Below are 18,050 nucleotides of genomic sequence, written 5' to 3' on the forward strand. Positions count from 1 at the left end.
GAAAAGGATGGATATAGCGATGGAATCGAAAATCGAAGTACTTTCTACAGTTACCGTGGATTATCAGCCGGATCTCTACAAGGTCGTCGATGTCCTGAACCGGACGCTGAAGAATGATGACCTTATGTTCGGACTGGCACTTGATAAAGACGATAAAGAAAAAGCGATTTTTACTATTTACCGGACGTAGCCGCTGATGAAGTGGTGGTTCAAATTCATCGGCGCTTTTCTTGTGCTTTTGGCACTGATTGGAGCAGTCTTCAGTGCATTTCAGGCTGCGGAGCCATTCCGCGCTGAAGAAACGGCTGCTGAAAAAGCGGTGCTGGAAGCAGGGCTGCTGGAAAACGTGGAAGAATCGATGATCTATAATGGCAAGAACCAGACAGTCACCGTCATCGGAACTGGACCCGATGGCGGGAAAACCGCCGTCTTCGTATCTGAAGAAGGCGAGATGACTGTTTTTTCATTGGAGGGAGCGATCCAGGCCGAACAGGCGGCGGCTACAGCATTAGCGGAGGCTGAAAATCCTGAGCTTCTCCATGTCAGACTGGGGCCGGGCAACGGCAGACCGGTCTGGGAAGTCGCATTCCTGGATTCAGGGAAATTGAATTACATCTATATCAGCGCGGAAGACGGCTCCTGGCGGGAGCGGATTCTGAATTTGTGAGAGGAGCGGGAGACGGTGGGAAAACTTGCACAGCGGGTCAATGCACTGACGCCATCATCGACACTGGCGATTACAGCAAAAGCGAAGGAACTGAAAGCACAGGGAGCGGATGTCATCGGTCTCGGTGCAGGAGAACCGGATTTCAACACCCCTGACCATATTCTGGAAGCCGCATGGCAATCCATGAAGGAAGGCCAGACAAAATATACGCCTTCAGGAGGACTGCCGGCATTAAAAGAAGCGATAGCGGACAAATTGAAGAATGATCAGGGCCTGTCGTATGACCGAGGGGAAATCATGGTGGGAATCGGAGCGAAGCACGTCCTGTATACGCTGTTCCAAGTCCTGCTGGATCCGGGTGATGAAGTGATCATCCCGATTCCATACTGGGTCAGTTACCCGGAACAGGTCAAACTCGCCGGAGGCAAGCCTGTCTACATAACTGCATCGGCTGAAACAGCGTATAAAATAACGCCGGAGCAGCTTGCTCAGACCGTCAGCGGGACGACGAAAGCAGTCATCCTCAATTCACCGAGCAACCCGACCGGGATGGTCTATACCCGGCAGGAACTCGAAGAGCTGGCTGAAGTCTGCAAAGAGAAGGACATTTGGATCATTTCAGATGAAATTTATGAAAAATTGCTTTATGGGGGCGTGAGCCACGTCTCGATAGCCGAATTGTCGGCGGATGCGAAAAAGAGGACCATCGTCATCAACGGGGTATCGAAATCGCATTCCATGACGGGCTGGCGGATCGGGTTTGCGGCGGGGGATCCCGAAGTGATCAAGGCCATGACCGACCTCGCGAGCCATTCCACTTCCAACCCGGTGACCACTTCCCAATACGCTGCGATTGCGGCCTACACGGGCCCCCAAGCCGCTGTCGAAGAAATGAGGAGCGCTTTCGAAGAACGGTTGGACGCCATTTATCCGGAAGTCGCTTCGATACCGGGATTCAAGGTGCTCAAACCGCAAGGCGCTTTTTACCTCTTGCCGGATGTGTCGGAAGCGGCCGCGAATACCGGCTATGCTTCTGTTGATGAATATGCGGCCGCGCTTCTGACAGAAGCGAACGTCGCCGTCATTCCGGGTTCCGGATTCGGAGCTCCGGATACGATCCGCTTGTCCTATGCGACATCGATGGATCAGCTGACCGAAGCGGTGAAGAGAATCCGCCGGTTTACAGAAGAAAAGTGGCAAGAAAGATGATTGACAGATTTGGAGGAAAATCAACCTATGCATAAAATCACGATTGCAGAAATGCCGAAATTTACAGGAGAACAAGTGAAAATCGGGGCATGGCTGTCCAATAAGCGCTCAAGCGGGAAAATCGCATTCCTTCAGCTGCGTGACGGCACAGGCTTTGTGCAGGGGGTCGTCGTCAAAGCGGAGGCGGGGGAAGAAATCTTTGCAGCCGCAAAAGCGCTAACCCAGGAATCTTCCCTCTATATTACCGGCGAAGTGAAAGAGGACAGCCGCTCCTCGTTCGGTTATGAACTCGCGGTCAGCGGCATCGAACTCATTCACGAGGCGACCGATTTCCCGATCACACCGAAAGAGCATGGCACAGAGTTCCTGATGGACAACCGCCATTTATGGCTGCGGTCGCGGAAACAGCACGCGATCATGAAAGTCCGGAATGAAATCATCCGGGCCACTTATGAATTTTTCAATGACAATGGTTTTGTCAAAGTGGATCCGCCGATTTTAACAGGCTCGGCGCCTGAAGGCACATCTGAACTGTTTGCGACCAAGTACTTCGAAGAGGATGCTTATTTGTCCCAGTCCGGTCAGCTTTACATGGAAGCGGCCGCGATGGCACTCGGTAAAGTATTCTCTTTCGGTCCGACCTTCCGGGCTGAAAAATCGAAGACCCGCCGTCATCTGATCGAATTCTGGATGATCGAGCCGGAAATGGCTTTCACGGAACACGCGGAAAGCTTGGAAGTGCAGGAGCAGTATGTTGCGCATATTGTGCAGTCCGTGCTTAAGAACTGCCCGCTCGAACTCGAACGGCTAGAACGCGACACATCCAAGCTCGAAAAGATTAAGGCTCCATTCCCGCGCATTTCTTATGACGATGCTGTAAAGTTCCTCAACGAGCAGGGATTCGATGACATCGAGTGGGGGGATGATTTCGGTGCCCCTCATGAAACAGCGATTGCGGAAAGTTTCGACATGCCGGTTTTTATAACGAATTACCCAATCGGCATTAAGCCGTTTTATATGCAGCCGCACCCGGAACGGGACGACGTGGTCCTGTGTGCTGATTTGATTGCACCGGAAGGATACGGGGAAATTATCGGCGGTTCAGAACGGATTCATGATTTCGACCTATTGAAGAATCGCATCGAAGAGCATAAACTGGATGAAGAAGCGTATAAATGGTATTTGGAACTGTCGAAGTACGGCGCTGTCCCGCACTCAGGCTTCGGCCTTGGGCTGGAGCGGACAGTCGCCTGGATCAGCGGCGCGGAACATGTCCGTGAGACCATTCCGTTCCCGCGCCTCCTGAACCGGTTGTACCCTTAAAAGGGTTCTTCAACTACTTGCTGGAAGAAATCGCTTCAGGCGGACGCTTTCCGCGGACGGTCCGCAAGCCTCCTCGAACTTTGCCCTGCGGTGTCTCGCCTGGCCCGCTTTTCCCGTTGGAGTCGCCGCCTGCCGCTCTTTCTTCTAAGAATCAGTAGTATCCAGCGTATTTATCAAGCGAAGGTGCCTTCCCGAGAGTAGGCGGAGACGTAAGTTCCGCGTGGAGCCCGCGAAGCGGTGCGAAGCAGCTGAGCTTATGGCGAGAGCCATCCCCGGAGCGCCGAAGCGAGTTCAGTGATACCATTTGCAAAAATGAACAGAAAAAGAAAGGGGGAGTCGGGGATGCAACAGCGTAACCGGCTTCGCAGCTGGATTGAGCAGGGAAATGTGAGCATTTCCCAGCTTTTTTTTCAGTTCTACAAGGGACTGAACATTTCAGACAGCGAAGCGATGCTGCTGCTGCACGTGCATGCGTTTCAGCAATCGGGAAATCCTTTTCCGACACCGGACGAAATCGCCGCACGGATGCAGACGCCTCAGAGTTCAGTTACAGCCATGCTGCAGAACATGATGCAGCGCAATTTACTGATGATCGAACACGAGAAGAATGAAGGGATCGTCACAGAGCGGATGAGTTTGCAGCCCCTCTGGGACAGGCTCCTCGATTCCATTGCCATGGAACAGGCTGAAGACGAAGAAGAAGAACAAAAGCAGCAGGAGGGGGAGATTTTCCAGCTTTTCGAGCAGGAATTCGGACGCTTCCTGTCGCCGATCGAATCGGAGACGATCACCATGTGGATCGATCAGGACGGGCATACGCCGGATGTGATCCGGATGGCCCTGAAGGAAGCGGTCCTCTCCCAGAAACTGAGCCTGCGATACATAGACCGGATCCTGTTCGAGTGGAAAAAGAAAAACATAAAATCCACGAAGGATGTCTCAAAACACGCCGTGTCTTTCCGGGAAAAGAACGTCCATGCTCTTCCCGTTCAGAGCGGCAAGAAAAAGGTTGAGTTCTATAATTGGCTCGAAGACCGGAACTAGGCGGTGGTTAGCAGTGATGACGAAAAAAGACTGGCAGGAATGCCTTGAAGAAATGGACGAAATGTTCCCGGATGCCCATTGTGAACTGGTCCACAGCAATCCGTTCGAGCTGGTCATTGCTGTTCTGCTTTCTGCGCAGTGTACGGACGCTTTAGTCAATAAAGTCACACCGAAACTATTCGAGAAATATAAGACACCTGAAGATTATCTATCCGTGCCGGTGGAGGAACTGCAGCAGGATATCCGTTCCATCGGCCTGTACCGGAATAAGGCGAAAAATATCCAAGGGCTCTCGCGGATCCTGCTGGAGGAATACGGCGGAGAAGTGCCGGAAGACAGGGATGAGCTCACGAAGCTTCCGGGTGTCGGCCGCAAAACGGCCAATGTCGTCGTTTCCGTCGCTTTCGGTGTTCCCGCCCTGGCCGTCGACACCCATGTGGAACGGGTATCCAAACGACTGGGTGTCTGCCGCTGGAAGGATACGCCAAGGGAAGTCGAAGAGACACTGATGAAAAAAACACCGAGGGAACGGTGGTCGAGAGCGCATCATCAGCTGATTTTTTTCGGAAGATATCACTGTAAAGCACAAAGTCCGCTTTGCCATATCTGTCCGCTTTTCGATCATTGCAGGGAAGGACACAAACGGGACAAAAAAGGGCTGGTAAAATGGCATGCCGCGACAGAAACTGAATGAGCAGCAAGTGGAAGCTTTATTTGCAGAATGGAAGGACATGCGTACGGAACTGACGGAACTGCACCGGCAGAGAGATAGCCGGGCAGCGGGCAGGATGACCGAAGCGCTCGTGCTCTATGAGCGGCTTCTTGCTTCCTGCTCAGTCTTTGGCGCAGTCCCGGTCAATGGAGAAGAACGGCTCGAGTTCATCAAATCGAGATCGGAAAACTATGCAGCGTTCCTGCAGCTGGATGAGTTGTTTTCGGAAATGGGCAAGAAAGTCGCTTCAAAACAAGCGCAGCTGAAAAATAGGGATTATAAGGGCTGACCCGGTGGCGGGCAGCCTTTTTTCGTGAGTCCGATTGCTGCCATCCTTCAGTCGCATTTTACTGGTAATATTATTATGTAATCAAATACCAACAAAAACCCCCTCCCATTGTCGGGAGGGGGGCGCGTATCAATCTTGTCCGTCGGCTTCGTTGTTTTCAGCGCTGCTGCCGCTATTGCTTTCGCCGTTGTTTTCATTGGCACTGCCTCTGCCGCTGTTCGAGCCGCCGTTGTTGCTATTGCTGTTTTCGGTGGCGGATTGTGCGGCGGCTTCATCTTCTTCGCCGCCGTCCGTTTCAGGATCCTCACCAGTTTCCCCTTCGGAACCGCTATCACCGGTTCCGCCATCAGTTCCGCCGGTTTCCCCGTCGTCAGTTTCTCCATCGCCGGTCCCGCCGCCATTGCCGTCTTCACCATTTTCGCCGTCATCCGTTTCAGGATCTGCCGGTTCTTCAGGTTCCTCAGGCGGTGCTTCCGGTTCTTCAGGTTCCGTCACTTCCGGTTCTTCGATCGGCTCCGCAATCTGGACACTGACCGAGACGGGATCGCTTTCCTCTCCGTCACGGACGGCGAATACAGAAAAATCGTACGTGGATCCGGGTTCAAGACCGGTGTAGGTGTATTCCATGCTGCCGGTTGAGGTGATGACGGTACCGTTGACCGATACAACGAATTGGATGTCGCTCGGATCTTCCGGGAATGACCAGCTGAGTGTGACTGCCTGCGCTGTCTCATCCACGTCCGCCCGGAGTCCCGTCGGAGCTGCCGGTTCCACTGGGATGAACTGTTTTGAAACACGTGTTGGTTCTGTGCCTTCTTTGAACAGTTCGTAACTTCTCAAGTAGCCTGGCGTATAATCGCTCGCAAGGCGGAGGGGATCGGATCCTTCTTCGATTTCAAGCTCGACGACTGATTCCGGCTGGGTGAACGCTTCCTGCCCGGCATCCTGGGAGATGTCGCCCATCACTTCAGCGAAAATCCGCTGGGCTTGTGTGCGCTGCTCCCGGACGGTTGTGTCGATGCCGTTCGCTCTCGTCGGATATCCTGTCCAGACGGAAATCGAATAGTTCGGCGAATACCCAGCGAACCAGATGTCAGGTGCGAAGTTAGACCCAAGGCCGTACTCCGCCAGTTCATCTTCATTGTAATTGGAAGTGCCGGTTTTTCCTGCGATATCTACTCCCGGCACCGCAGCGGCTTCACCCGAAGCGCCGCTGATATCGGGGTCGACGACGTCACGGAGCATGTCGGTGATCATGTATGCGGTGCTTTCTTCCATCGCCCGCACCGGTTCAGGTTTCACCACATGTTCGGCACCGTCGCGTGTGACGATTTTCGTGATCGTATGCGGCTCGGTGAATGTTCCGCCGTTGCCGAACGCCGCGAACGCGCCGGCCATTTCCACTGTCGAAATGTACTGCGATGGTGCACCGAGCGCAGCCGCCTCATAAATCGGTCCGAAATCGAGTCCAAGTTTCTGCGTGAATTCAGCAGCACGGTCTGGTCCGACTTCCTTCAGTGCCTTGACGGACGGGACATTTCGGGAACGATAAAGTGCTTCGCGCATGGTCATCGGTCCGAGATAATCATCATCGAAGTTCCGGATGACCTTTTCTGAATCGGTATACGTGATTTCTTCATCCACGAGTGTATGGCCTGTGGACCAGTCCAAGTATTCGATCGCGGGACCGTAACTGATCAGCGGTTTGATGGTGGAGCCGATCTGTCTGTCTGTCGCCGTGGCACGGTTGATGCGCACGTCACCGGAATAATCGCGGCCGGCGCTGATCGCCCGGATCGCACCCGTATCCGTATCGACTACCGTCAATGCGGATTCCACTTCATTATTGAAGAAGATGTCCGATTCCATCACTTGGTTCACCGTCTGCTGGACCTCAGGTTCCAGCGTCGTGTGGATGATCGGGCCTTCATTCAGATCGACGTCGAGTTCGAGCGTTTCCAGCTCATCTTCGACCAATTCCATGAACGCGCGGTAATCACCGTCCGGCGCTTCCGGACGCTGTTCTTCCGGAAGGAGGGAGTCCGTAACCGGAATCGCTTGCGCCGCCTCTTTTTCGGCTTCAGTAATTTTCCCATGCTGCGCCATCAGGCTGAGGACGACATTGCGCCGATGCTCTGCTTCCTCCGGATTTTTGAACGGATTGTAATTGTTCGGGCTCTGCGGCATCCCGGCCAGCAGCGCCGCTTCATGAAGCTCAAGCTCGTTCACCGGCTTACCGAAGAAATGCTCGGAAGCTGTCCCGAAGCCGTAAATGTTGCCGGACATCAGGATCTTATTGAAATACATTTCGAATATCTCTGCTTTTTCGTACTCCTGTTCCAGCTGGTACGCAAGATACGCTTCCTGCGCTTTCCGTTTCAACGTTTTATCATTCGACAGGAATGAATTCTTGATGACCTGCTGGGTGATCGTCGACGCGCCTTCAGATCCGAAACCATCGGTGATATTGGCGATCACTGCACCGCCGAGGCGGATCGGATCGATTCCCATATGGTCATAGAACCGGTTGTCTTCCGTAGCCAGGATGGCATCTTCCAGTACCTTGGGAATATTCTCGTATTCGACATAAGTCCTTTTTTCGGAAGTGATGTAAGGGATCTCTGTTTCGCCGTCCGCGGCAAGGAAGGTCGGCGTGATCGGATCACGGAGCAGCTCCTCATCCAATTCCGGGGCATCGCTGGCATAATAGGCGAACAGGCCTGCGCCTCCGATGAAAATCAGGAGACCGGCTGCCACTATGGCAAGAATGAGTGTGCGGAGAAAATTTCCGCCCTTCTTCTTCTTTTTCTTTTTTGCCCGATTTTGAGCTTCAGCGGACCTTCTGCGGTCACTGCGTGATGTTGGTCGTTCGCTCACTTACTGTTCCTCGCTTTCTGTTTTTCCCAATAGCTGTTCCAAAGCCGGTAAGTAGTCGAGTCGCGGGTACATCCCCGGACTGATTTCCACAGCGGCTTTTTCGATTTCGTCCAGGCCGATCGACTTGCGGCCACCCTTTTGCATCCGTTCCCAGGAAGACTCCAGGAGCGGGAACGGGATGGCGAAGTAGCGGTCCGGAATGGCGAACCTGATGATCATGAAGGCGACGCCGCCCTGGTCCGAGACTTGCTTCATATGACGGATTTGATGTTCATGGATATTCTTTAATGGGAATGACGTCTTGTTCCGTGTTTCTTTCGCTTCAAAATCCACGTGTTTCCCATTCCACACTCCGTTGTAATCAGTGGTGGACGGTGTCCGGAAGTACGCTTCCCTGACGACTGCGGCGTTCCGTGACGGATAGTCCACTTTGACAATCTGGAGCGGTACCGGCTTTTTATGGATCACTGCCTGGCCGCGGGATAAATAATAGGAATTCGATTCATTCAGCTCATCTTCGAGCGTCTTTCCCCGGTTGCTGAAGGACAAGTCCTTTTTCGGCTTCTTCCTCCCGTTATTTTGCCGCGCTGGCGGATTTTCGGCGGGGGTGAATTTCTTCCCGTTCGGATAATTGATGCCCATATCTGAAATCACCTCGCTGCCTTTATCATACCACACGATACTGGACGGAATTCCGGGGCAAAAGTTTCACAGGCAAATCTTTTTATATAATAAAGGATAAGACCCTGATAGCCTATTAAAAAGGCTTGCTGTTTCCGCAGCTGTGTCGACTCTGTGACGTGTGATAAACTGGAATCAGGAGGCAAGATTTTATGAATCTAACAGAGCTGTCAGTTCTTTTGCTGAAAGAATGCGGGGAATCCCGTGAACGTTTCTTTTCAAAGCGGGAGCAGGATGCGGAAGCTGATTTTTTCAATGAAGTAAAACCATATGCCGATGAATGGCATCTTATAATACAGGAATGGAAAACGGAAGCGGACCGTTTCATCCGGCAAAACCGGCCGAAGCACATCCATTTCATCCAGATCGAAAACGCTGCGGACGGCATGACGCAGTTCATCGTCCAAAGCTTCTATAAAGAAACAGGGAAGAAGCGATTCATTCAGACGATCCAGGCTGCGGAATACACGCTTCAGACACTGATCAGAGCAATCGAAGAAACAGGTGAAGAAAGATGAAAACGAAAAAGACATTTCCGGAACTGATCGAAGCCATGAAAACAGACCGGGAATTCATGGAACGGATCTGGCATTGGCGGACCCTTGAAGAAAAACCGGCGAGCTATGCGGAAATACCGGATACGCTGCATCCGGATCTGAAGAAATCCCTCGCATCCCGCGGAATCAGCCGCCTTTATTCGCATCAGCGGGAAGCGTTCGACCTGGCCCGCTCCGGGCGGTCGTTCACGGCGGTCACGCCAACAGCCTCCGGCAAATCCTTCTGCTACCATTTGCCGGTGCTCAGCACGGTGCTGGATGATCCGGACGCACGGGCGCTGTACCTGTTCCCGACAAAAGCGCTCGCACAGGACCAGAAAAGCGATCTTCACCGCCTGATTGAAGGGACCGGCCGCGACATAATGAGCTATACGTACGACGGGGATACAGCGCCGGGCATCCGGACAAAAGTCCGGAGAGCCGGCCGGATTGTCCTGACGAATCCCGATATGCTCCACTCAGGCATACTGCCGCATCACACGAAGTGGGTCTCCCTGTTCGAGAACTTAAAGTACATCGTCATTGATGAACTCCATACGTACAAAGGTGTGTTCGGGTCGCATGTCGCCCACGTCATCCGGCGCCTGAAAAGGATCTGCGCATTTTACGGAAGCGATCCGATCTTCATCTGCACGTCCGCGACCATCGCCAATCCGAAAGAGCTTGCGGAGAACCTGACGGGGACGGAACACATCCTGATCGACCGCAACGGCGCGCCGGCCGGCCGGAAACATATGGTGTTCTATAACCCGCCGGTCATCCATCCGACGTTCGGGGTCAGGAGAAGTGCGGTTCTCGAAGTCCGGGACCTTGCGACAAAACTTGTAAAAGAAGGCATTCAGACCATCGTGTTCGCCAAGTCGAGGGTCCGGGTCGAAATGCTCGTCAAATATTTGCAGGAAATCACGAAGCGGAAAATAAACGATGAATCGATCAAGGGCTACAGGGGCGGCTACTTGCCGTCAGAACGGAGACTGATCGAGAAAGGACTCCGGGATGGGACGATCCAATGCGTCGTATCGACGAACGCACTGGAGCTCGGTGTCGATATCGGCCAGCTCCAGGCCTGTATCATGACCGGTTATCCGGGGAACATCGCCAGCGCTTGGCAGCAAGCCGGCCGTGCGGGGAGAAGGCAGGATGAATCGCTTGTCATCTACGTCGCCCAATCGACTGCGCTGGACCAGTACATCATCCAGCATCCGGAATATTTGCTGGAGCAGTCTCCTGAGGAAGCGCGCATCCACCCTGAAAACATCCTGATCCTGATGGATCACTTAAAGTGCGCCTCCTTCGAGCTCCCGTTCGGGACGGACGAAAAGTACGGGGAGTTCGACGTGCAGGCGCTACTGGACTACTTGGCGGAAGAAGGGGTCGTCGTCCGTTCAGGGGACCGCTGGCACTGGATGAGCGACCGGTTTCCGGCGCATGATATCAGCCTCCGTTCCGCCGCGCAGGAAAATGTCGTGATCATCGACCAGTCGGTACCTGCGGACACACGCGTCATCGGAGAGATGGACCGTTTCAGTGCCATGACGCTCCTGCATGAGGAAGCCATTTACCTCCATCAGGGAACGCAATATCAAGTGGAGATCCTGGATTGGGAGGAAAAGAAAGCGTATGTCACGGAAGTGGACGTCGACTATTTCACGGATGCGAACCTGGCTGTCGAACTGAAAGTGATGACCGATGACCGGCAGCGCGATTTCAGCCATGCGGCTGTCCATTTCGGGGACGTTGCGGTGCTGGCGATGCCGACCATTTTCAAGAAAATCCGGTTCGACTCGCACGACAACATCGGGTCCGGCCCGATTTCATTGCCGCCTGAGGAACTCCACACATCGTCCACATGGCTCAGTTTCGATAAACCGGCCGACTGGAATGATGCGGAGTTATCAGAGGCGATGGGCGCCGCCGCCTATTCGATCGGATCATTCGTGCCGATGTTCGTCCAGTGCGACCGCAGTGACATTAACGTCGTCCCTCAAGTGAAATCGCCCCATGATGATAAGCCTGCGCTGTTCATCCATGATTCCTATCCGGGCGGCATCGGCATTTCGGAACGGATCTATGACGTCTGGCCGGAACTTCTCGCCAAAGCTGGCGGTCATATCCTGGAGTGTCCATGCAGCGGCGGATGCCCGTCCTGTATCGGCGCCCAGGAAACGGACCTTGGAATGAAAACGCATGTCATCCGGCTTTTTGAACGTCTCGGACAGGCGGTGAAGGGCGATGTCCTTTGAAAGCAAGCTTATGCAGATGAAAGGTCTGCTGAACAAAAAGAATGAGCCTCTGAAAAAGGAGGGAACCGGGAAACCGGTGCCGGTGAATAAAGAAAAATGGCTGGCGGTCGGCCTCGAACTCATCGAGAACGATTTCGGCTTTGTCTATCGCAGAGCCGTCCGCTATCCTGCGGACCATTTCCATGGTGACATCCGGCTCGGCGAACTGGACGGCGTGCTCCATGACTGGGAACAGGCCGACGCGGACCATCCGTTCAGACTCCTGAAAAAAGACCGTCTCCTGTTCTTTGATACGGAGACGACGGGACTCGCAGGGACAGGCGCCTATATCTTCCTGGCGGGGGTGCTGGAGCGGACACCGGAAGGGTTCGAGATGATCCAATACGTGCTGCCGGATCCGTCGAATGAATCGGCATTCCTTTATGAGATCGGGTTATGGAGAGATCCGGAAGCCAAGCTGTTTTCTTACAACGGCAAAAGCTTCGACTGGCCGCAGCTGCTGTCGAGATGGACCCTCCACAGAAACCGGCTGCCGCCGCTGCCGCAGCTCGTGCAGATCGACCTGCTCCATGGCACGAGGAGGATCTGGAAAAATGAGCTCGAACGGCTGAAACTTTCCGCAATCGAAGAACAGAAGCTCGGGCTGATCCGCACAGGGGATACACCCGGTCATCTCATCCCGGCGATTTACCTGGATGCGGTCAAGAATGGCGATCCGTCTCTCCTCCGGAATGTTCTCCTGCATAACGAACTCGATATCCTTTCTCTCGTAGCGCTCTATACCGTTTCATCCCGTCTGCTGATCAGTGATCTCGCCAGTGAAACCGACGGCGCCTACACCAATATCGGAAAATGGTATGCCGATCTGAAGCAGTATGAAAAAAGCGCGGATTACTTTGAACATGTCACAAAAGGCAGGGGAGAAACGGCAGCGCGGGCGCGCTACCTTCTGGCCATCCAGAAAAAAAGGGAAGGCGAGTACGGGGAGGCGCTCCAGCTGTTCAAAGAAGCTGCTCCAAATATGAGAGGAGCTCAGGAAGTGGACGCTTGGGTCCACCTTGCGAAATTGTATGAGCACCAGCTGGGCAATTTCGACCAGTCGCTGATCATGACCCGTCTGGCAAAAGAAGCAGGAGAGCATGTCGGTGTCCGGCAATCCGTCATGGAAGATATTATCAAAAGGGAACAGCGGCTCATGGAAAAGATGCGAAAAAAACAGGATAATCCCCAAGATCGGTAACCACCGGCCGGCGCTGATATGCTATACTTGTGAAAACATCGCTTTACGTTACGGAAGGACGATTACGATGGACATTAAACTGACAGCAAAAGAAATTCTTGAAAAAGATTTTAAGACAGGTATGCGCGGCTACAATCAGGACGAAGTGGATCAATTCCTTGACGTCGTCATCCAGGATTATGAGTCGTTCTCTCAGCAGATCGAGAAGCTCCAGACGGAAAACAGGAAACTGCGGTCCGAGTTGGAGAACGCCCCGAAAAAACAGTCCGCCCCGGCTCCGGGCACAACGAATTTCGATATTCTCCGGAGACTTTCCCATTTAGAGAACCACGTGTTCGGCAGCAAACTTCATAACGAGTGAAAGTTTTGATTCAGCGGCCGGCATCGTGTATAATGACAGGGACCATTTGAAATTCGGGTAACCGCTTCGGATTCAGGCCGGAGAGGAAAGTCCATGCTCGCACGGACCTGAAATGGCCGTAGTGATCGTGCTTGGCGAAAAAATAAGCCAAGGCAGCTTGGAAAAGCTGACGGCGGGTGGAACGCCTACGTCTTTGATATGGCGGACACACCCTGAAAGTGCCACAGTGACGGAGCTGTACGGGAAACCGTACAGGTGGAACGAGGTAAACCCCGCGAGCGAGAAACCCAAACTATGGTAGGGGCACTTTCCCGAAGGAATTCAACGGAGGGAAGGACAGGCGGCAAGCCTGTAGATAGATGGTTACCGCCCATTGGTACGAGGCGCGAGCCGTTCGAGTACCCGGGAACAAAACATGGCTTACAGAATTTCAACTGGCTTAACTGGATAATCAGGCTCTCCATACCGGAGGGCTTTATTTTTTGGAAGAAAACGCTCTAGGCGGACGCTTTCTGACCCACACGATGTGGGAAATGCAGCCAGCGCGACAGGATGTCGCGGTGCTGGCTGCCGCGGGCAGTTTTCGGACCGAACTAAAAAAATGCCGGATCTTCGGCATGGAAGGAGCAGGTATGACTGAATTTAAACTGTTGGCGACAGCCGCCATGGGACTGGAAGCGATTGTGGCCGATGAAGTGAAGGGCCTCGGATTCGAAACACAGACGGAAAACGGGAAAGTGTTCTATCATGGCGACGAGTCGGCCATCGCCAAATCGAACTTATGGCTGCGCACGGCGGACCGCGTCAAAATCATTGCCGGTGAATTCCAGGCACTGACATTCGACGAACTGTTCGAACAGACGAAAGCGATTGAATGGGAAAAGTTCCTTCCGGTGGATGCGAATTTTCCGGTTCAGGGAAAATCTGTGAAGTCGAAGCTGTACAGCGTGCCGGATTGCCAGGCGCTCGTGAAAAAAGCGATTGTCGAACGGTTAAAGAAAGCGTATCACCGGAACAGCTTCCTTGATGAATCCGGGGCAAAGTACAAAATCGAAGTTTCAATCCTGAAAGATCAGGTCCAGCTGTCGATCGATACGAGCGGGGCCGGTCTCCACAAGCGGGGATACCGGACCGGCCAGGGGGAAGCGCCCATTAAAGAGACGCTCGCCGCTGCGCTTGTGAAACTGACCCGCTGGTCGCCTGACCGCCCGTTTGCCGACCCGTTCTGCGGTTCGGGCACCATTCCGATCGAAGCGGCGATGATCGGACAGAACATCGCGCCGGGGTACAACCGGGAATTCGACAGTGAATACTGGCCGTGGATGAAGCAGAAAATCTGGGACGATATCCGGCTCGAAGCGGAAGAAGCGGCGGATTATGATCAGCCGCTCGACATCACCGGGACGGATATCGATCACCGGATGATCGATATCGCAAAAGCGAATGCGATGGAAGCAGGGTTCGCCGATCTGATCCAGTTCGGGCAGCGGCAGGTCCGGGATTTTAAAGCGGAAGGGCTGTCGGGTGTCGCCGTCGGGAATCTCCCGTATGGCGAACGGATCGGCGATATCGAAAAAATCGAGGAAATCATTCAGGATATGGGCCGCGTCTTTGAAAAATACCCGACGTGGTCCGTGTATATGCTGTCCGCTGCAGAGAACTTCGAGGAGCTGTACGGCCGGAAGGCGACGAAAAAACGGAAGCTGTTCAATGGCTTTATTAAAACCGACTTCTATCAGTTCTGGGGAGAACGTCCGAATCAACGATGAGCCGGCGGAAGGGACGTTCCCTTCCGCTGTGCTGTTAGGAGAAATGAAATGAAACAGAGCATGCCGTTCGCATTATCCAAAGAGAAGACGTTTTTTGAATCGCTGAATGACTGGATCGGTGACCTTTTCTATGATGAACTTCCCGAAAGGGGGTACGAGCTGCGGGACGAACAGATTTTCATGGCGTTCCAGATCGAACAGGCATTGAAAGACAAGTCGGTGCTGTTCGCTGAAGCAGGGGTCGGGACAGGCAAGACGATGGCGTACTTACTGCCGGCGATCGCTTACGCCCGCTATACCGGGAAGCCTGCGATGATTGCCTGTGCCGATGAAACGCTGATCGATCAGCTTATCAAGAAGGGTGGCGATATCGACCGGCTCGATAAGCTGCTCGGCTTGAACCTGGACGTCCGCACGGCGAAATCGAGAGATCAGTACTTGTGCCTCCAGCGTTTTGAAACGGCGCAAAAAGGCAGTACAGAAGAGTTTCTTGAAGACGTGGAAGTCGCGCTGCCGGATTTCGTGTTCGGGTCCGGCTCAATGCAGGAAACCCATCCGTACGGCGCGCGTTCCGATTTTCCGGACCTGACGGATGAGCAGTGGCAGCGCATCAATTACCATTCCATCCATAACTGTTCGTCCTGTGAACTCCGGAACCTCTGCGGACAGACACTTCACCGGAAGGAATACAGGGAAGCGGCGGATCTCGTCATCTGTTCGCATGACTTCCTGATGGAGCATCTATGGACGAAAGAGACGCGGACAAGGGAGGGCCAGTCCCCGCTGCTTCCGGAAACTTCCCTGATTGTCCTCGATGAAGGGCATCTGCTCGAATTCGCCGCACAGCGGGCGCTGACGCTCGAAGTGCAGGATGGCACACTCCACCAGGTGACAGAACGCCTCATGTCGGATGGGGTCCGGGAAGAGACGCTCAGCCTGATCGAACAGGCGGTGGATATGCACCAGGAATTCTTCCGAATTCTGCTGGGCAATACCGAAAAAACTTCCGATGACAGGAAAGGGATCCGAAAAACAGCGGAGATGCTGGCTGCCGGCCGGAGGGTGGTGGCGTTGCTCGATGAAGTACTGGAACAGCTCGTGTTCGACGCAGAGCTTTTCACGATTCCGGAATATGATCTCCGGGTCGCCGAAGAATATTTCGAGCAGTATATCCATGCCATGAATTTATTCGTCGGTCGCAATGACGCAGTAAGCTGGGCCGAAGAAAAAGACGGAACGGAAACGCTCGTCATCATGCCTCGGCTTGTAACAGATGTCCTGCAAGAGAAGCTGTTCAATGGCCGGGTGCCTATCGTCTTTTCGTCCGCGACGCTTTCTGTACAAAAAAACTTCAAATACATGGCGGCCAGTCTCGGCATCCATGATTACCAGGCCTTTTCGGTCCCTTCCCCATTCGATTACCGGGAAGTCATGACCATTACCATCCACAGCTCGGAGCAGCAGGAGAAAGCGGATGCGATCCGGAAGTTTGCAAGTTCCGGAGAGAAGACCCTCGTGCTGTTCCGGAATCGGCAGGAGATGAAGGCGTTTCAGGAGACGCTTAGCGCCGAAGAGCGGAGCGGGATGGAATTCGAAGGGGAACGGGAGCTGTCCGCAGCCATCCGGGATTTCCAGAACGGATCGGTTTCTGTCCTTTGCTCTTACCACCTTTGGGAAGGGCTGGATCTTCCCGGAGAGCTCCTGACGCAGGTCATCGTAGCCGGCCTTCCGTACCCTCCGCACGATCCTGTTTTTGAAGCGAAACGGAATTTTGCCGCGCAGCCGTTCGAGGAAGTCGACATGCCGTTCATGCAGCTGCGGCTTCAGCAGGGAATCGGCCGGCTGATCCGGACTTCGCAGGACAAAGGCATCATCCGGCTCGTGCTGGATGCAAAAGAAATGGAGAGCCGGGATTACTGGGCGCCGGTGCTGCCGGTCCCTGTTTCTCGCTGAATCACTGAACGACATGGATTTTCCATCCGGAAATCCATGTCGTTTTTTATTTTTCGCTGCAGAAGAACCGGCCGATAACGTACAAAGCAGGAAAAACAGTGGTATAATGAAAAGTGACTATTTTGAATTTTACACCCGCGAATCCTGATCGACAGGAGGTGTCTGATTGGCCGGAAATCCTCAGTCCCCAAAAATCTGCAGCGAGACCCAGCATCAGAAGCTCAGCATGAAAAAGAGGGCGGAACGTGCGTTTTTCATTTTTATCGGAGCTGTTCTGATGGCGCTCGGCCTCGAAGTGTTCCTGATCCCGAACAGTGTCATGGACGGCGGAATCGTCGGCATTTCGATTTTGCTTTATGTGCTCACAGACATCAAGATCGGTGTTTTCATTTTTTTGCTTAATATTCCGTTCTTTTTCCTCGGCTACAGGCAGATCGGGAAGACATTCGCGATTTCCTCCCTTTTCGGCATCACCATCCTGTCACTCGCCACCAACTTCCTGCATAACGCCACGCCATTCACCGAAGACATTTTACTCGCTACGCTATTCGGCGGCATCACGATCGGAGCCGGGATCGGGCTCGTCATCCGGAACGGCGGCGCACTGGATGGCAGTGAGATATTGGCGATCCTGTTTTACAGCCGGCTCCCCTTCTCGGTGGGGGAAATCATCATGTTCTTCAATATATTCATCTTCGGCTGGGGCGGATTCGTCCTTGGCTGGGACCGGGCGATGTATTCCATCGTCGCTTACGTCATCGCCTACAAGACCATCGATATTGTCCTCGACGGCCTGGATGAATCGAAATCCGCCTGGATCATCAGCGAACAGTACCAGGACATCGGCGATGCCATCATAGCCAGGCTCGGAAGAGGGGTCACGTATCTCAATGGGGAGGGCGGTTTTACAGGAGATGATAAAAAAGTGATTTTCTGCATCATCAATCGGCTGGAAGAAGCGAAGCTCAAATCGATTGTTGAGGAAATGGATCCGACCGCATTTTTAGCTATCGCCGATATTAATGAAGTCCGCGGAGGAAGATTTAAAAAGAAAAACATCCATTGACCGGATGACGATAAAAACCCTGATTGCAAACACTTCCATCTAGACTGACCTAGCAATTT

At 53.4% G+C, this 18,050-nt stretch carries 16 protein-coding genes and 1 other RNA gene; 15 read left to right on the top strand and 2 right to left on the bottom strand.

All coding sequences use genetic code 11. The annotated features are described in order from the left end of the window. Positions 1-19: 19 nt before the first annotated feature. From CCE92_RS10380 to CCE92_RS10410, 7 genes are all read left to right on the top strand, one after another. The gene (locus tag CCE92_RS10380) at positions 20-190 is read left to right on the top strand and encodes a YpmA family protein (RefSeq protein ID WP_088007623.1); all 171 of its coding nucleotides are present in this window, start codon (positions 20-22) and stop codon (positions 188-190) included. A gap of 6 nt (positions 191-196) precedes the next feature. Then, positions 197-667: a cell wall elongation regulator TseB-like domain-containing protein gene (locus CCE92_RS10385; protein ID WP_088007592.1), complete on the top strand. Its 471-nt coding sequence runs from the start codon at positions 197-199 to the stop codon at positions 665-667. 15 nt (positions 668-682) lie between these two features. After that, positions 683-1,876, top strand: a complete 1,194-nt coding sequence (locus CCE92_RS10390; RefSeq protein ID WP_088007593.1) for a pyridoxal phosphate-dependent aminotransferase — start codon at positions 683-685, stop codon at positions 1,874-1,876. A gap of 27 nt (positions 1,877-1,903) precedes the next feature. Then, complete coding sequence (asnS, locus tag CCE92_RS10395; RefSeq protein ID WP_088007595.1) at positions 1,904-3,199, top strand: asparagine--tRNA ligase; 1,296 nt, start codon at positions 1,904-1,906, stop codon at positions 3,197-3,199. A gap of 342 nt (positions 3,200-3,541) precedes the next feature. Next, positions 3,542-4,243, top strand: coding sequence for a DnaD domain-containing protein (locus CCE92_RS10400; RefSeq protein ID WP_088007597.1), 702 nt, complete (start codon positions 3,542-3,544; stop codon positions 4,241-4,243). A 13-nt stretch (positions 4,244-4,256) separates the two neighbouring features. After that, entirely contained in the window at positions 4,257-4,937 is a 681-nt protein-coding gene (gene nth, locus CCE92_RS10405; protein WP_088007599.1) for an endonuclease III, read from the top strand. After that, entirely contained in the window at positions 4,915-5,244 is a 330-nt protein-coding gene (locus tag CCE92_RS10410; protein ID WP_144391008.1) for a YpoC family protein, read from the top strand. Before nth ends, CCE92_RS10410 begins: the two co-directional genes overlap by 23 nt. 129 nt (positions 5,245-5,373) lie before the next feature. Here CCE92_RS10410 and CCE92_RS10415 read toward each other — a convergent pair whose 3' ends face one another. Continuing rightward, positions 5,374-8,121, bottom strand: a complete 2,748-nt coding sequence (locus CCE92_RS10415; protein WP_088007603.1) for a PBP1A family penicillin-binding protein — start codon at positions 8,119-8,121, stop codon at positions 5,374-5,376. Continuing rightward, the gene (gene recU / locus CCE92_RS10420; protein ID WP_088007605.1) at positions 8,122-8,763 is read right to left on the bottom strand and encodes a Holliday junction resolvase RecU; all 642 of its coding nucleotides are present in this window, start codon (positions 8,761-8,763) and stop codon (positions 8,122-8,124) included. 191 nt (positions 8,764-8,954) lie between these two features. Here recU and CCE92_RS10425 point away from each other — a divergent pair, with 191 nt between their 5' ends. The 8 genes from CCE92_RS10425 (at position 8,955) to CCE92_RS10460 (ending at position 17,991) form a co-directional block, all read left to right on the top strand. Beyond that, positions 8,955-9,320, top strand: a complete 366-nt coding sequence (locus CCE92_RS10425; RefSeq protein ID WP_088007607.1) for a YppE family protein — start codon at positions 8,955-8,957, stop codon at positions 9,318-9,320. After that, on the top strand, positions 9,317-11,602 hold the full coding sequence (locus CCE92_RS10430; protein ID WP_088007609.1) for a DEAD/DEAH box helicase: 2,286 nt from the start codon (positions 9,317-9,319) through the stop codon (positions 11,600-11,602). Before CCE92_RS10425 ends, CCE92_RS10430 begins: the two co-directional genes overlap by 4 nt. Then, on the top strand, positions 11,592-12,842 hold the full coding sequence (locus tag CCE92_RS10435; RefSeq protein ID WP_088007611.1) for a ribonuclease H-like domain-containing protein: 1,251 nt from the start codon (positions 11,592-11,594) through the stop codon (positions 12,840-12,842). The genes CCE92_RS10430 and CCE92_RS10435 overlap by 11 nt, the downstream gene beginning before the upstream one ends. Positions 12,843-12,909: 67 nt before the next feature. Beyond that, entirely contained in the window at positions 12,910-13,203 is a 294-nt protein-coding gene (gene gpsB / locus CCE92_RS10440) for a cell division regulator GpsB (protein ID WP_088007613.1), read from the top strand. A 49-nt stretch (positions 13,204-13,252) separates the two neighbouring features. Next, an RNA gene (gene rnpB / locus CCE92_RS10445) (RNase P RNA component class B) lies at positions 13,253-13,631 on the top strand. 204 nt (positions 13,632-13,835) lie between these two features. Next, positions 13,836-14,972 carry a THUMP domain-containing class I SAM-dependent RNA methyltransferase gene (locus CCE92_RS10450; protein ID WP_088007625.1) on the top strand — a complete coding sequence of 379 codons (1,137 nt, stop codon included), beginning with the start codon at positions 13,836-13,838 and terminating at the stop codon, positions 14,970-14,972. Between the two features lie 48 nt (positions 14,973-15,020). Next, on the top strand, positions 15,021-16,925 hold the full coding sequence (locus tag CCE92_RS10455; RefSeq protein WP_088007615.1) for an ATP-dependent DNA helicase: 1,905 nt from the start codon (positions 15,021-15,023) through the stop codon (positions 16,923-16,925). Positions 16,926-17,151: 226 nt separating this feature from the next. Continuing rightward, the gene (locus tag CCE92_RS10460; protein ID WP_088007627.1) at positions 17,152-17,991 is read left to right on the top strand and encodes a YitT family protein; all 840 of its coding nucleotides are present in this window, start codon (positions 17,152-17,154) and stop codon (positions 17,989-17,991) included. The last annotated feature ends 59 nt before the right edge of the window (positions 17,992-18,050 follow it).

Origin of the sequence: Indiicoccus explosivorum, from assembly GCF_002167005.1 — a bacterium.
GTDB classification, from domain to species: Bacteria; Bacillota; Bacilli; order Bacillales_A; family Planococcaceae; genus Indiicoccus; species Indiicoccus explosivorum.

What these genes read in the sequence shown, in the direction of transcription:
- CCE92_RS10430 (WP_088007609.1), top strand. Translation starts at nt 9,317, where the DNA reads ATGAAAACGAAAAAGACATTTCCGGAACTGATCGAAGCCATGAAAACA.
- CCE92_RS10425 (WP_088007607.1), top strand. Translation starts at nt 8,955, where the DNA reads ATGAATCTAACAGAGCTGTCAGTTCTTTTGCTGAAAGAATGCGGGGAA.
- CCE92_RS10460 (WP_088007627.1), top strand. Translation starts at nt 17,152, where the DNA reads ATGAAAAAGAGGGCGGAACGTGCGTTTTTCATTTTTATCGGAGCTGTT.
- CCE92_RS10455 (WP_088007615.1), top strand. Translation starts at nt 15,021, where the DNA reads ATGAAACAGAGCATGCCGTTCGCATTATCCAAAGAGAAGACGTTTTTT.
- CCE92_RS10385 (WP_088007592.1), top strand. Translation starts at nt 197, where the DNA reads ATGAAGTGGTGGTTCAAATTCATCGGCGCTTTTCTTGTGCTTTTGGCA.
- CCE92_RS10450 (WP_088007625.1), top strand. Translation starts at nt 13,836, where the DNA reads ATGACTGAATTTAAACTGTTGGCGACAGCCGCCATGGGACTGGAAGCG.
- CCE92_RS10380 (WP_088007623.1), top strand. Translation starts at nt 20, where the DNA reads ATGGAATCGAAAATCGAAGTACTTTCTACAGTTACCGTGGATTATCAG.
- recU (WP_088007605.1), bottom strand. Translation starts at nt 8,763, where the DNA reads ATGGGCATCAATTATCCGAACGGGAAGAAATTCACCCCCGCCGAAAAT.
- CCE92_RS10410 (WP_144391008.1), top strand. Translation starts at nt 4,915, where the DNA reads ATGCCGCGACAGAAACTGAATGAGCAGCAAGTGGAAGCTTTATTTGCA.
- gpsB (WP_088007613.1), top strand. Translation starts at nt 12,910, where the DNA reads ATGGACATTAAACTGACAGCAAAAGAAATTCTTGAAAAAGATTTTAAG.
- asnS (WP_088007595.1), top strand. Translation starts at nt 1,904, where the DNA reads ATGCATAAAATCACGATTGCAGAAATGCCGAAATTTACAGGAGAACAA.
- CCE92_RS10435 (WP_088007611.1), top strand. Translation starts at nt 11,592, where the DNA reads ATGTCCTTTGAAAGCAAGCTTATGCAGATGAAAGGTCTGCTGAACAAA.
- CCE92_RS10400 (WP_088007597.1), top strand. Translation starts at nt 3,542, where the DNA reads ATGCAACAGCGTAACCGGCTTCGCAGCTGGATTGAGCAGGGAAATGTG.